Origin of the sequence: Phycicoccus sp. HDW14, from assembly GCF_011383005.1 — a bacterium.
GTDB lineage: Bacteria > Actinomycetota > Actinomycetes > Actinomycetales > Dermatophilaceae > Phycicoccus.
On the sequence record NZ_CP049935.1, the window covers coordinates 3,952,186 to 3,966,555 of the forward strand.

General features: G+C 74.6%; 9 protein-coding genes and 4 pseudogenes. 11 read left to right on the top strand and 2 right to left on the bottom strand.

From position 1 onward, the window contains the following. Positions 1–205: 205 nt before the first annotated feature. The 5 genes and pseudogenes from G7075_RS19400 to G7075_RS22175 all read left to right on the top strand — a co-directional run. A complete protein-coding gene (locus G7075_RS19400; RefSeq protein ID WP_166124057.1) occupies positions 206–406 on the top strand; it encodes a hypothetical protein in 201 nt (66 codons plus the stop codon). Then, positions 403–939, top strand: a complete 537-nt coding sequence (locus G7075_RS19405; RefSeq protein WP_166124058.1) for a type II secretion system F family protein — start codon at positions 403–405, stop codon at positions 937–939. The genes G7075_RS19400 and G7075_RS19405 overlap by 4 nt, the downstream gene beginning before the upstream one ends. A 285-nt stretch (positions 940–1,224) precedes the next feature. Further along, positions 1,225–1,440, top strand: a complete 216-nt coding sequence (locus G7075_RS19410; RefSeq protein WP_166124059.1) for a DUF4244 domain-containing protein — start codon at positions 1,225–1,227, stop codon at positions 1,438–1,440. Next, positions 1,437–1,787, top strand: coding sequence for a TadE family type IV pilus minor pilin (locus tag G7075_RS19415; protein WP_166124060.1), 351 nt, complete (start codon positions 1,437–1,439; stop codon positions 1,785–1,787). The genes G7075_RS19410 and G7075_RS19415 overlap by 4 nt, the downstream gene beginning before the upstream one ends. Next, positions 1,784–2,131 (top strand): annotated as a pseudogene (locus tag G7075_RS22175) (Rv3654c family TadE-like protein); the annotation flags it as partial. The gene G7075_RS19415 and the pseudogene G7075_RS22175, both read left to right, overlap by 4 nt. A 57-nt stretch (positions 2,132–2,188) precedes the next feature. Here G7075_RS22175 and G7075_RS19425 read toward each other — a convergent pair. Both G7075_RS19425 and G7075_RS19430 read right to left on the bottom strand, forming a co-directional pair. Next, the gene (locus G7075_RS19425) at positions 2,189–2,668 is read right to left on the bottom strand and encodes a hypothetical protein (protein ID WP_166124061.1); all 480 of its coding nucleotides are present in this window, start codon (positions 2,666–2,668) and stop codon (positions 2,189–2,191) included. An 83-nt stretch (positions 2,669–2,751) separates the two neighbouring features. Beyond that, positions 2,752–5,033, bottom strand: a pseudogene (locus tag G7075_RS19430) (DEAD/DEAH box helicase). Between the two features lie 86 nt (positions 5,034–5,119). Here G7075_RS19430 and G7075_RS19435 point away from each other — a divergent pair. From G7075_RS19435 to G7075_RS19460, 6 genes and pseudogenes are all read left to right on the top strand, one after another. After that, entirely contained in the window at positions 5,120–5,455 is a 336-nt protein-coding gene (locus G7075_RS19435) for an STAS domain-containing protein (RefSeq protein WP_166124062.1), read from the top strand. Positions 5,456–5,673: 218 nt separating this feature from the next. Then, positions 5,674–8,021, top strand: a pseudogene (locus G7075_RS19440) (sodium-translocating pyrophosphatase). Positions 8,022–8,186: 165 nt separating this feature from the next. Beyond that, positions 8,187–9,695, top strand: coding sequence for a methyltransferase (locus tag G7075_RS19445; protein ID WP_166124063.1), 1,509 nt, complete (start codon positions 8,187–8,189; stop codon positions 9,693–9,695). Positions 9,696–9,957: 262 nt separating this feature from the next. After that, positions 9,958–10,551, top strand: a complete 594-nt coding sequence (locus tag G7075_RS19450; protein WP_166124064.1) for a TetR/AcrR family transcriptional regulator — start codon at positions 9,958–9,960, stop codon at positions 10,549–10,551. After that, on the top strand, positions 10,551–12,284 hold the full coding sequence (locus G7075_RS19455; RefSeq protein ID WP_166124065.1) for an ABC transporter ATP-binding protein: 1,734 nt from the start codon (positions 10,551–10,553) through the stop codon (positions 12,282–12,284). The genes G7075_RS19450 and G7075_RS19455 overlap by 1 nt, the downstream gene beginning before the upstream one ends. Next, positions 12,281–14,328, top strand: a pseudogene (locus G7075_RS19460) (ABC transporter ATP-binding protein). Before G7075_RS19455 ends, G7075_RS19460 begins: the two are co-directional and overlap by 4 nt. The last annotated feature ends 42 nt before the right edge of the window (positions 14,329–14,370 follow it).

Here is a 14,370-nt window from a genome sequence, read left to right on the forward strand (position 1 = left end):
CCGTCGCTGCCTGCCTCGCCGAACCGCCCGAGGGCTGTGGCCCGGACGAGTGCGCCGACCTCGCCCTGCTCGCCCGAGCCTGGCGACTGTCCGAGCACACGGGGGCCGCCGCGTCGCGCACCACCGCAGGGCGGCAGCGGCCATCCGGGCCCGGGCCGCCGCCCGCGAGCGCGTCGCCGCCGCGCTCGCCGGTCCGCGGGCCTCGATGCGGCTGCTCACCCTGCTGCCGCTCGGCGGCCCGCTCGTCGGCGTCCTGCTCGGCCTCTCGCCGACCACGCTCTACGGGTCGGCGCCGGCCCGGGCGGCCGCGGGCGTCGGCCTCGTGCTCACCGCCTCGGGGTGGTGGTGGTCGCGGTCCCTCGTTCGGCGGGCGCTGCGTCCGGGCCGCACGGACGGCCGGCCGTGACCTCCCTCTGCGTCGTCCTCGTGCTGTTCGCACTCCTGCTGATGCCGACGCGCCGTGCCGCCGTCCCGAGCCGGTCCTCGCCAGGGCGCACGGACGCGCGGGCGGCGACGCTCGACGACGCCGCGGGGTCGCTGACGATGCTCGCCGCCGTGCTGCGCGGTGGTGCCGGCGCGGTCGAGTGCCTCGAGGCCGTGGCCGCCGTCGACGCCGGGGCGGCGGGGCGCGAGCTGGCCGTCGTCGCCGCGGCCCACCGCTGGGGTGAGCCGCCCGAACGTGCCTGGGGGCGGGTCGGGCCGGGGTGGGCTCCGGCGGCGGTCGCGTGGCACGCGGCGCTGGCGGCGGGTGCCGCCCCGGCCGGTCTCGTCGACGCCGCCGCCGACCGGATGCGCGTGGCCGAGGCCCGCCGGCTCGAGGGGGCGGTGCACCGGGCCGGGGTCCTCCTCGTGCTGCCCCTCGGGGCCTGCTTCCTGCCGGGGTTCGTGGCCACGACGGTCGTGCCGGTGGTGCTCCTCCTCGTCGGTGCTGTCGGATGAGGGGACGGCGGCGTCGGCGCACGGGGCACGCGGCCAGGGGCCCTGGGCCGCGACGGTCGAGGGCCGGTGCCGGTCGCCCGCGGGCGCGTGGACCGGGACGTCCGCGTCGGGGGTCGTCGCAGGTGGGTCGCCCCCCCGGGGGTCGTCGGGCCCCGTCGTCCACAGGCGGGTCCCCGGCGCCGGTCGTCCACAGGCGCCCGGGTGCCCCTTCCCGCGCGGCCGGTCCGCTGGCGAGGGTGGAGGCCACGGACGCGACCAGCGCGTCCACCACACCGAGGAGGACCCATGACCGCACGCGTCGCGACCCGACGCCTCGTGCGCCACGGACGAGAGGCACTGACCCGTCTGCGTCGGCGCGGGGAGGAGGGGATGACCACCGCGGAGTACGCCGTGGGCACCGTCGCGGCGGTCGCCTTCGCCGCCCTGCTGCTCGTCATCGTCAAGTCGGGCCCGGTCAAGAGCGCGCTGACCAGCATCATCGTCGGCGCGCTCGGCACGTGACCCGAGCCGAGCGGGGGGCCGCCACCGCCGAGCTGGCGGTGGCGCTCCCCGCGCTGCTGCTGGTCCTCGCCGTCGCGCTCGGTGCGCTGCGCCTCGGCATCGACCGCGTGCGCTGCCTCGACGCCGCCCAGACCGGCGCGCGGCTGCTCGCGCGGGGCGAGCCGCTCGAGTCGTCCCGCGCCGCCGCGCTCGCCCGGGCCCCGGCCGGGGCGACGGCCGCCGTCGTCGTCGAGGCGAGCACTGTGCAGGTCACCGTCCGGGCCCGGCCACCCGGTGTGCTCGCGGACGTCGGCGTCGGCCTGGCGTCGGAAGGGACCGCGGTGGCGCGTCGCGAGGGGGCGCCGTGACGGGTCCGCGAACGGTCGGGGAACGAGGCAGCGCCACCGTCCTCGTCGTCGGGGCGGTCGCGGTCGTGGCGGTGCTGCTCGGGGGTGCGCTGCTCGTGGCGTCGGCGGTCCGCGACGCCCGGGCCGCCCGTGCGGCCGCCGACCTCGCCGCCCTCGCCGCTGCCGTGCCGCTGGTCACCGGAGGCCGACCCGACTGCGCCGCCGCCGGACGCACCGCCCGGGCCAACGGCGCACAGCTCGTCGGCTGCACCGCCGCCCCCGACGGGAGTGTCGTCGTCGAGGTCAGCGTGCCGCGGCGTGCGGTGTCGTGGTGGCCGGGGCTCCCGACGTCGGTCGGAGCACGGGCCAGGTCGGGAGTCGCACCGCCCGGTGGGGCGGCCGCGGTCTCCCGGCCGGTGGTGTCAGCGGGTGGGGCCGGTCTCCGGCTGGTCCGATCGGGCCTCGGCCACCTCGGCCCGGCGGCGGGCGGTCTCGGTCGAGACGTGCTGCTCGGCCACCCGCGCGTCGGCCTCCTGGCGCAGGGCGGCGGTCTCGCTCTCGTGGCGCCGGCGCTCCTCCTCCAAGAGGCGCTCGCGCGTGGCCAGCTCCTCCTTCATCCGCTGCTGCTCGGCGACGCGCTCCTGCTCCGCCGCCTTCTCGGCCTCGCGGGTCTCCACCCGGCGTCGGTGGCCGTGCCGCAGGCCGGTGCGCAGCACCGCCCACCCGAGCCAGAACAGGGTGATGACGACCATGCCGCTGATGAGGAAGACGACGGGCGGGAGCTCCACCGTGCCACCGAGGACCTTGATGACCACCGGGTCGTCGAGGCGCACCGACCCGAGCACCAGGGCGGCCCCGACACCGAGGGCCAGGAGGACGAGGACCACACCGAGGAGCACCATGCTCGGCAGGCTACCTCCCGCACCACGGCCGGTGTCCCGCACCGACAGCCGGGCACCGTCGGCCTCCGGGCCCGGTGCCCGGGTCAGCCCGCCGTCGCCAGGGCCAGCTCGAGCACCACGACCGCCCCGGCCTTGTCGAGCGGCTCGTTCCCGTTGCCGCACTTCGGCGACTGCACGCAGGCCGGGCAGCCCGTGGCGCACCCGCACCCGAGCACGGCGTCGCGGGTGGCCCCCACCCACTCCTCGAACGCGTCGAAGGCCCGCTCGGCGAAGCCGGCCCCGCCGGGGTAGCCGTCGAAGACCATCACCGTCGGCAGCCCGGTGTCGGGGTGCAGGGCGGTCGAGACCCCGCCGACGTCCCAGCGGTCGGAGGTCGCGACGAGGGGCAGCATCCCGATCGCCGCGTGCTCCGCGGCGTGCAGGGCGCCCGGCACGTCGGCCGCGGCCACCCCGGCGGCGGTGAGCACGTCGGGGTCCACGGTCCACCAGACGGCCCGGGTGGTCAGCGCCCGCTCCGGGAGGTCGAGCGCGTGCCGGCCGATCACCTCCCCGCTCGGCAGCCGGCGCACGAAGCCGGTCACCTGGCCGGTCACCCGCACCGACCCGAAGCAGGTCCGCACCCGGGCCCGCTCGTGCACCCGCTCGGTGCCGAGGACGTCGAACCGGCTCACCGACTGCGCCATGGTCGACCAGCCCGGGTCTCCGCGCACCACGTGGGCGGCGCGCGCCGCGAGGTCGAGGTCGGTGACCACCCACGTCTCGCCCTGGTGCAGGTGCACCGCGCCGGTGTGCACCTGCGCATGCGCCGCCGCCTCGTCGACGGTGCCGACGACCCGCCCGGTGCGGGTCTCGACGACGGCCACGACGTCGCTCGCCCCGCGCAGCGAGATGTGCTCGGCGGGGCGGTCCTCTCGTGCCCAGAACCACCCCGTCGGGCGCCGCCGCAGGATGCCGCCCTCGACGAGCACGTCGAGCAGACCGCGCGCCCCGGGTCCGAACAGCTCGAGGTCGGCCTCACCGATGGGCAGCTCGGCGGCCGCGGCCGCGAGGTGGGGGCCAGCACGTGCGGGTTCTCCGGGTCGACGACGGTGCTCTCCACCGGGGCGCCGAAGATGGCCTCCGGGTGCCGCACGAGGTAGGCGTCGAGCGGGTCGTCGGCGGCCACGAGCACCGCCAGCGACTCGCCGCCCGAGCGCCCGGCGCGACCGGCCTGCTGCCACAGGCTCGCCCGCCGACCCGGCCACCCGGCCATGACGACGGCGTCCAGGCCGCTGACGTCGATGCCCAGCTCGAGGGCGGTCGTCGCCGCGAGGCCCCGCACGGTGCCTGCCCGCAGCCCGCGTTCCAGCTCGCGCCGGTCCTGGGGCAGGTACCCGCCGCGGTAGGCCGCGACCGCCGCGGCGGCCTCGGGGTCGAGCGCCTCCAGCCGGCGCCGCGCGCCGGTGGCCAGGGCCTCGGCGCCGGCCCGGCTGCGTGCGAACGCGACGGTCTGCACGCCCTGGTCGACCAGCCCGGCCAGCAGCTCGGCGGCCTCGGTCGTCGCGGACCGCCGTTCGCCGTCCTCACCGGTCGCCGGCTCCCAGAGGGCGAAGGTCATCGCCCCCCGCGGCGAGCCGTCGGTGGTCACCGCCCGCACGGGCAGCCCGGTGAGCCGGGAGGCGTGGCCGGCCGGGTCGCTCACGGTCGCCGAGGCGAGCACGACGGTCGGCGTCGACCCGTACCGCCCGGCGACCCGACGCAGCCGCCGGAGCACCGCCGCCACGTGCGCCCCGAACACCCCGCGGTAGACGTGGCACTCGTCGACGACGACGTACTCGAGCCCGCGCAGGAACCCCGACCAGCGGTCGTGCCCGGGCAGCAGGGAGTGGTGCAGGAGGTCGGGGTTGGTCAGCACGACGTCGGCGTGCTCGCGCACCCAGCGCCGCTCGTCGGGCGGGGTGTCGCCGTCGTACGTCGCCGCGCGCACGCCCGGCACGGCGAGCGACTCGATGCGGGCCAGCTGGTCGGCGGCCAGCGCCTTGGTGGGGGAGAGGTAGAGCGCCGTCGGCCGCCGCAGGCCACCGCGCGCCGCTCCGTCGACCACCGTGCTGAGCACCGGTGCGAGGTAGCCGAGGCTCTTCCCCGAGGCCGTCCCGGTGGCCAGCACCACGTGCTGGCCGGCCATCGCGAGGTCGATGGCCTCGCGCTGGTGGCTCCACGGACGCTCCATCCCCGCCCCGAGCAGGGCCGCGAGCACGGGGGGCGCGAGGCCGTCCGGCCACTGGGCCAGCCGGGCCGGGCGGGCGGGCACGTGCTCGACGTGGAGCAGCCGTTCGGCCCTCGACCCGTGCGCGATGCGCGCAAGGTGTTGGGCCGGGGTGGACACGGCGGTTACGGTAATCCTTGGTCCTGACGTCACCCCCGTCGCGGCCGGCTCGAACCCGTTCCGCTGCACCCCGAGGAGCCTGAGGCGTGGAGCTCTCCGTCACGACGTCCCACCACGAGGACGTCAGCGTCGTCACCGTCGAGGGCGAGGTCGACGTCTACACCGCTGCGCAGCTGCGCCAGACCCTCGACCAGGAGGTGGCCGACGGTCACGTCCGGCTCGTCGTCGACCTCGACGCCGTCACCTTCCTCGACTCCACCGGCCTCGGCGTGCTCGTCGGCCGGCTGAAGCTCGTGCGCAACGACGGCGGCTGGCTGCGCATCGTCTGCTCGAGCGAGCGGATCCTGCGCGTCTTCCGCATCACCGGTCTCGACAAGGTCTTCGGCATCCACGACAGCCTCGAGGACGCCCTCGCCGCCTGACCCGGGTCGGCCCCACCCGCCGCTCCCGTCCCCACGCCGCGAGCCACCGCCCCGTGCGCCCCGCCGTTGACCGGCACGAACGCCGGAGGATGTGAACCGCGTCACTCCGACCCGGGCGGGCGGCACCCGCGAGGAGCCCGGTACAGTCCCCCCCGAACCGTCCCTCTACTCGGCGCGACGAGCGCCCGGGGACGAAGCACGCCGTCAAGGAGGATGGAATGGCACCCCTCGCACTCGCGACCGCCGAGTCGGGCGCCCTGGACCTGACCGGGACGAACCAGACGCTGGTCATCACGGTCGCGGCCATCGCGCTCGTGGCCCTCGTCATGGGCTTCGTGTTCCGTGGCCAGGTGCTCGCGGCCGACCCGGGCACCGAGAAGATGCAGGAGATCGGCGCGGCCGTCGAGGAGGGCGCGCAGGCCTACCTGCGCCGCCAGTTCAAGACGCTGTCGGTCTTCGTCGTCCTCGTGCCCTTCCTGCTCCTGCTCCTGCCCCGGACGACTGGGCGGTCAGGGCCGGCCGCTCGATCTTCTTCGTCGTCGGTGCGGTCTTCTCCGCAGCCATCGGCTACCTGGGCATGAGCCTGGCCGTCAAGGCCAACGTGCGCGTCGCCTCCGCCGCCCGCCACGAGGGTGGCCGCGACGCCGGCATGAAGATCGCCTTCCGCACCGGCGGCGTCGTCGGGATGGCCACCGTGGGCCTGGGCCTGCTCGGCGCCTCCGTCGTCGTCCTCCTCTTCGAGGGTGACGCCCCCAAGGTGCTCGAGGGCTTCGGCTTCGGCGCCGCGCTCCTCGCGATGTTCATGCGCGTCGGCGGCGGCATCTTCACCAAGGCCGCCGACGTCGGCGCCGACCTCGTCGGCAAGGTCGAGGCCGGCATCCCCGAGGACGACCCGCGCAACGCGGCGACCATCGCCGACAACGTCGGCGACAACGTCGGCGACTGCGCGGGCATGGCCGCCGACCTCTTCGAGTCCTACGCCGTCATGCTCGTCGCGGCCCTCATCCTCGGGTCCGTCGCCTTCGGCACCTACGGCCTGGTCTTCCCGCTGCTCATCCCGGCCATCGGTGCGATCACCGCCCTGCTGGGCGTCTACATCACCAAGGCCCGGCCCGGCGAGAACGCCCTGAGCGCGATCAACCGCGGCTTCTACATCGCCGCCGCCATCTCGGCCGTGCTCTCGGCGATCCTCGCCTACACCTACCTGCCCTCGAAGTACTCCGACCTCGGCAGCTCCGACCAGCAGATCGCCAGCCTGAGCGGCGACCCGCGCCTCGCGGCGATCCTCGCGGTGGTCATCGGCATCGTGCTCGCGGGCGTCATCCTCTGGCTGACCGGTCACTTCACGGGCACCGACAAGCGCCCGACCCAGGACGTCGCCCGCACCTCGCTCACCGGCCCGGCGACCGTCGTGCTCTCGGGCATCGGCGTCGGCCTCGAGTCGGCCGTCTACACCGCGGCGATCATCGGCGGTGCGGTCTACCTCGCCTACCTCCTCGGTGGTGGCGCGGTCGCCCTCTCGCTCTTCCTCATCGCGCTCTCCGGCTGCGGCCTGCTGACCACGGTCGGCGTCATCGTCGCGATGGACACCTTCGGCCCGGTCTCCGACAACGCCCAGGGCATCGCCGAGATGTCCGGCGACGTCGACGGCGAGGGCGCGCAGATCCTCACCGAGCTCGACGCGGTCGGCAACACGACCAAGGCGATCACCAAGGGCATCGCGATCGCGACGGCCGTCCTCGCGGCGACCGCGCTCTTCGGGTCCTACACCGACGCCTGGCGCAGCACCCAGGTCGAGGGGCTGACGGCCGCCGACGTCGAGAAGTTCGTCGCCGAGGCCAACGGCTTCGTCACCTCGCCCAACACGCTCGTCGGCCTGATCATCGGTGCGGCCGTCGTCTTCCTCTTCTCGGGCCTGGCCATCAACGCGGTCACCCGCGCGGCCGGTGCCATCGTCTTCGAAGTGCGCCGCCAGTTCCGCGAGCACCCGGGGATCATGGACGGCACCGAGAAGCCCGAGTACGGCCGGGTCGTCGACATCTGCACCAAGGACTCGCTGCGCGAGCTCGCGACGCCGGGTCTGCTGGCCGCGCTCATGCCGGTCGCCGTCGGCTTCGGCCTCGGCATCGGCTCGCTCGCCGGGTTCCTCGCCGGCGCCATCGGCACCGGTGCGCTGATGGCCGTCTTCCTCGCCAACTCCGGTGGCGCGTGGGACAACGCCAAGAAGATCGTCGAGGACGGCCACCACGGCGGCAAGGGCACCGCGGCCCACGAGGCGACGATCATCGGCGACACCGTCGGCGACCCGTTCAAGGACACCGCCGGCCCGGCCATCAACCCGCTCATCAAGGTGATGAACCTCGTCTCGGTGCTCATCGCGCCGGCGATCGTCACCCTGTCGGTGGGCTCGGGCGCCTCGGCCCCGATCCGCTACGGCATCGCGGGGGTGGCCTTCGCCGTCGTCGTCGGTGCGGTCGCGATCTCCCGGAGCAAGGACATCGCCATCGGGGGCGACGACGTCGACCCCGACGTCACGGCCACGGAGCCCGCGCCCCTCGAGGCCTGACCCGCACCACCACCCGGCGGGCCTCCACCCCGTCGAGTGAACAGAACACGCCGCATGCGCCCAGGTGCATGCGGCGTGTTCTGTTCCCTCGACGGGTGGGGCGGCCCGCCGCGGGCGCCGGGCAGGGGTGGGGCCGCGGCCCGGGCACGCCCTAGGCTCGACCCGATGACCGCCACCCTGCCCCGCCCCGACGACGCCCTCGTCGCCCGTTTGCGCGCCGACCTGGCCGCCTCGGGCTTCACCGTCGCGGGCGTCACCGCGCTGCTCGGTCCGATGGCCGCCGCCGCCCTCGACCGCGACCAGGCCCTCCCGGCGCAGCGGGCCACCGGCGCCACGGACGACCCGCGCGCCGCCCTCGTCCGGCTGTTCACGCTGGGCGACCCGGTCGACGCCGCGGAGGTCGCGGCCGCCCTGCCGACCCTCGGCGTGGCCGGCGGCGTCGAGCTGGGCCTGCTCGCGCCGGAGGGCGACGCGGTCGTCGCGCTCTGCGACCTGCGCCCCCACGCCGCCGACGGCGCCGACTGGTGGGTCGCCTCCGACCTCGGCGAGCTCGCCACCGGCCGACCGCTGACCCCCGACCACGTCCTCGGGGTCGGCGGCGCCTCGACCACCCTCGCCTCGTGGACCCCCCGGCTGCCGGCCGCCCGGGCCCTCGACGTCGGCACCGGCTGCGGCGTCCAGGCCCTCCACCTCGGCGCCCACGCCGAGCGGGTCACGGTCACCGACCTCTCCGAGCGCGCCCTGGCCTACGCCCGCTTCAACGCCGCCCTCAACGCCCTGGACTGGGACGTGCGCTCCGGCTCGATGCTCGACCCGGTCGCCGGCGAGCGCTTCGACCTCGTCGTCTCCAACCCGCCGTTCGTCATCACACCGCGCTCGGGCGCCGTCCCGCTCTTCGAGTACCGCGATGGTGGGGCGGCCGGTGACGCGGTGGTGCGCGACCTCGTCCGGACCGTCGGCGAGCACCTCGAGCCGGGCGGCGTCGCCCAGCTGCTCGGCAACTGGGAGGTCCCGCGGGGCACCACCTGGACCGAGCGCGTGGGGGAGTGGCTCGACGGCACCGGCCTCGACGCCTGGGTCGTCCAGCGCGAGGTGCAGGACCCCGCCGAGTACGCCGAGACCTGGGCGCGCGACGGCGGCCACCACCCCGACACCGCCGACTTCAACGCGATGTACACCGCCTGGCTCGACGACTTCGCCGCCCGCGACGTCGAGGCCATCGGGTTCGGGGTCGTCACGCTGCAGCGCCCCGCGACCGACCGCGAGCCGTTCCGCGACCTCGCCGACGTCCCCGGCCCGGTCGAGCAGCCGATGGGTCCGAGCGTGCTGCGCGGTCTGCGGGCCCGCACCTGGCTGGCCGAGCACGACGACGACGCGGTGCTCGACATCGCCTGGCGCTGTGCCGACGACGTCACCGAGGAACGACACGGCGTTCCGGGAGAACCCGATCCGCGCGTCATCCTCCTGCGGCAGGGTGGCGGGCTGAGGCGCCACCTGCCGCTGAGCACCGTCACGTCCGCGCTCGTCTCGGTGTGCGACGGCGAGCTGACGGCCCGGGCCGCGACCGCGGCCATCGCCGGCCTGCTCGACCTCGACGACGACGCCGTGCGCACCGAGGCCGTGGCCTTCCTGCGCGACGCCGCCCGCGACGGGCTGCTCGTGCGCGGCGACTGACCCGGACAGGGGCCCGCGGGACCGACCCGACCACCGGTGTGACGCGCGTCACATCGCCGCTCTGCGTGCCGATGCCCCACGGGGCATGGCCGTCCCGACAGGATGTGCCCTGCCGCGGATCGGAAAATCCCTGTCGGGGAGCCCTCCCCGTCCGCCCTGTGGCCGTACGACCCCGCCCTCCACCCCTGCATCGGAGGGCGGGGTCGCCGCGTTCGGGGAAAGCAGTTGTGAGTGAGTGCTCACTCACTTATGATCGTCCGTCGTGACCCCCCGTGCCCCCGCCATGAGCCCCGACGACCGCCGCACCTCGGTCGTCGAGGTCACCATCCCGCTCCTGCGCGAGCACGGGCCGGCGCTGACGACCAAGCAGGTCGCCGAGGCGGCCGGCATCGCCGAGGGGACGCTGTTCAAGGCGTTCGGCACCAAGGAGGAGCTCGTCCAGGCCTGCGTCGCGGCCGCCCTCGACTCCACGCCGGCCGTCGCCGCGCTGCGCGGCATCGACGCCACGCTCACTCTCGACGAGCGCCTCGTCGCCGGGGTCACCGTCATGCAGCAGCACGTCGAGCGCATCGTCGGGCTCATCTGGGGCCTGCACCACGCGGGGGCGCCCGGCCCGTCCACCCACCCGAAGCCCCAGCGCCGCACCGACCCCGCCGTCGACGCCGCGTTCGCCGACCTCGTCGGTCCCGACGCCGAGACGCTGCGCAAGCCGGTCGAGGAGGTCGTCGGCCTGCTCCAGCTGCTCACCCTCTCCAGCGTCCACCCGCTGATGTCCACCGGCCACCTCGACGCCGCCGAGATCGTCTCCGTCGTCCTCGACGGCACCCGCCACCACACCGACCGGGAGACCCGCTGATGTTGCTGCGCCTCGTCCGAACCCACCTGCGCCCCTACTCCGGCCCGCTCCTCGTGCTCCTCGCCCTCCAGCTGGCCGGCACCCTCGCCTCGCTCTACCTCCCGAGCCTCAACGGCCGGATCATCGACGAGGGGGTCGCGGTCGGCGACACCGACTTCATCCTCACCGCCGGGATGTGGATGCTCGGCGTCTCGCTCGTCCAGGTCGTCGCGACGATCACGGCCACGCGCATCGCGGCCCTGACCGCCGCCTCACTGGGCCGCGACGTGCGCTCCGCGGTGTTCTCGCGGGTCGGCTCCTTCTCGGCCCGCGAGCTGTCCTCGTTCGGCGCGCCCACCCTCATCAGTCGCTCGACCAACGACGTCACCCAGGTCCAGCAGGTCGTCTACATGGGCCTGGCGATCATGGTCTCGGCCCCGATCATGATGGTCGGCGGCGTCTTCATGGCCCTACGCGAGGACATCGGCCTGTCCTGGCTCGTCGCGGTCGCGGTGCCGCTGCTCGGCCTCTCGGTCGGGCTCGTCATCAGCCGGATGGTGCCGCACTTCCGGGCCATGCAGAAGGCCGTCGACACCGTCAACCGGATCCTGCGCGAGCAGATCACCGGCATCCGCGTCGTGCGTGCCTTCGTCCGCGAGGACGTCGAGCGCGAGCGCTTCGGGGAGGCCAACCGGACCTACACGAACACCGCGCTGGCCGTCGGCCGCCTCATGGCCCTGGCCTTCCCCATCGTCATGGTCGTCTTCAACGCCTCGACCGTCGCAGTCCTCTGGTTCGGCGCGATGCGCGTCGACTCCGGCGCCATGAAGATCGGCGCCCTCACGGCGTTCATGTCCTACCTCATCCAGATCCTCATGTCCGTGATGATGGCGACCTTCATGTCGATGATGATCCCGCGGGCGACGGTCTCGGCCGGGCGCATCGTCGAGGTCCTCGACACCTCGTCGTCGGTCCGTCCCGCCGAGGCGCCCGTCGCCCTCCCGGCCGGCCCCGTCGAGCTCGAGCTGCGGGCGGCGACCTTCGCCTACCCCGGCGCCGACTCCCCCGTTCTGCGCGAGGTCTCGTTCACCGCGCGCCCGGGCACGACGACGGCGGTCGTCGGTTCGACCGGCGCGGGCAAGACCACCCTCGTCGGGCTCGTCCCGCGCCTGCACGACGTCACCGGAGGCGCCGTGCTGCTCGGCGGCGTCGACGTGCGCGACGCCGCCCTCGAGGACCTGTGGCAGCACATCGGCCTCGTGCCGCAGCGGCCGTACCTCTTCAGCGGCACCGTGGCGAGCAACCTGCGCCACGGCGACGCCGACGCCACCGACGACGAGCTCTGGGAGGCCCTGCGCATCGCCCAGGCGGAAGACTTCGTCCGCGAGATGCCCGGGGGTCTCGACGCGCCGATCGCCCAGGGCGGCACGAACGTCAGTGGGGGACAACGGCAACGGCTGGCCATCGCGCGGGCCCTCGTCCGGCGCCCGGCCGTGTACCTCTTCGACGACGCGTTCTCGGCCCTCGACGTCGCCACCGACGCCCGGCTGCGGGCCGCGCTGCGGCCGGTCACCCGCGAGGCGACGGTGGTGCTCGTCGCCCAGCGCGTCTCGAGCATCATCCACGCCGACCAGGTCGTCGTCCTCGAGGACGGCGCGGTCGTCGGTGTCGGCTCCCACGAGGAGCTGCTCGGCTCCTGCCCCACGTACGTCGAGATCGTCGAGAGCCAGCAGGCGATGGAGGAGGTCGCATGAGCGAGCTGAAGTCCGCCGAGGAGAAGGCCGCCGAGGAGCGGCGCGGACCGGCCGGCGCGCGGCGCGGCGGCCCCCCGCACGCCCAGCTGGGCATGCCCACCGAGAAGTCCCAGGACTTCGTGCCGTCCGCCAAGCGGGTGCTCGGCCTGCTGCGCCCGGAGCGCGTCGTCGTCGGCGGCTCCCTCGTGCTCGCGCTGTCGAGCGTCGTCCTCAACGCGATCGGCCCGAAGATCCTCGGGCGGGCCACCGACCTGATCTTCGCGGGCGTGTTCAGCCGCCAGATCCCCGCGGGGGTCACCCAGGAGGGTGCCGTCGCGGCGCTGCGCGCCCGCGGCCAGGGAACCGTGGCCGACGTCCTCGCCGCGATGGACCACGTCGTCCCCGGGCAGGGCATCGACTTCGGGGCCGTGGGCCGGGTGCTCCTGGTGGTTCTCGGCATCTACGTCGTCGCAGCCGGCCTCCAGCTGCTGCAGGGCCGGATGCTCACGACCGCGGTGAACCGCACCGTCTTCCGGCTGCGGCGTGACGTCGAGGACAAGCTCAACCGGCTGCCGCTGCCCTACTTCGACTCCCAGCCGCGCGGTGAGCTGCTGAGCCGGGTCACCAACGACATCGACAACGTCGCGCAGAGCCTCCAGCAGACGCTGAGCCAGCTCGTCACCTCGCTGCTCACCGTCGTCGCGATGATCGCGATGATGCTCTACATCTCGCCGCTGCTCGCCGTCATCGCCCTCGTGACGATCCCGGTGACGATGGTCGTCACCGGCGCCATCGGCAAGCGCTCGCAGGGGCACTTCGTCCAGCAGTGGAAGAGCACCGGGCAGGTCAACTCCGTCGTCGAGGAGACCTTCACCGGGCACGAGCTCGTCAAGGTCTTCGGGCGCCAGGCCGAGGCCGACCGCGAGTTCGCCGAGCGCAACGACGCCCTGCACCACGCGAGCTTCCGGGCCCAGTTCATCAGCGGCATCATCATGCCGACGCTGATGTTCATCGGGAACCTCAACTACGTGGCCATCGCCGTCGTCGGCGGCTTCCGGGTGGCGAGCGGGTCGATGAGCCTCGGTGACGTGCAGGCCTTCATCCAGTACTCGCGCCAGTTCACCCAGCCGCTCACCCAGGTCGCCTCGATGGCCAACCTCATGCAGAGCGGGGTCGCCTCCGCCGAGCGCGTGTTCGAGGTGCTCGACGCCCCGAGCAGGAGCCCGACTCCGGCACCCCGGCACGCATCGAGCACCCTCGCGGCCGGGTCGCGTTCGAGGACGTCTCGTTCTCCTACACCCCGGAGCAGCCGCTCATCGAGCACCTCGACCTCGTCGTCGAGCCCGGCCAGACGGTGGCCATCGTCGGGCCGACCGGGGCGGGCAAGACGACGCTGGTCAACCTCGTCATGCGCTTCTACGAGCTCGACGGCGGACGGATCACCCTCGACGGCAAGGACATCCGCGAGCTGACCCGCCACAACCTGCGCTCACGCACCGGGATGGTGCTCCAGGACACGTGGCTGTTCGCCGGCACGATCCACGACAACATCGCCTACGGGCGGCCGGGCGCGACCGAGGAGGAGATCCTCGAGGCCGCCCGCGCCACGTACGTCGACCGGTTCGTGCACTCGCTGCCGGACGGCTACCAGACCGTGCTCAACGCCGAGGCCGACAACATCAGCGCCGGTGAGCGCCAGCTCATCACCATCGCGCGGGCCTTCCTCGCGAACCCGTCGCTGCTCATCCTCGACGAGGCGACGAGCTCGGTCGACACCCGCACCGAGCTCCTCGTGCAGCACGCGATGGCCGCGCTGCGCAGCGACCGCACGAGCTTCGTCATCGCGCACCGGCTCTCGACCATCCGCGACGCCGACCTCATCCTCGTCATGGAGGACGGGCGGATCGTCGAGCGCGGGTCGCACGCCGAGCTGCTCGCCGCCGGAGGCGCGTTCGCCCGCCTGCACGCTGCGCAGTTCGAGGGCGCCATCGCCGACCCGGACGACGACCTGGCGTCGCCGACCGGCGGCGCGGGCGCACCGGCGATGGCGGGCCCGCGCGGCTGAGCCCCGCGGGACGGCCGAGCTCGGCACCCGACCGAACTCGGG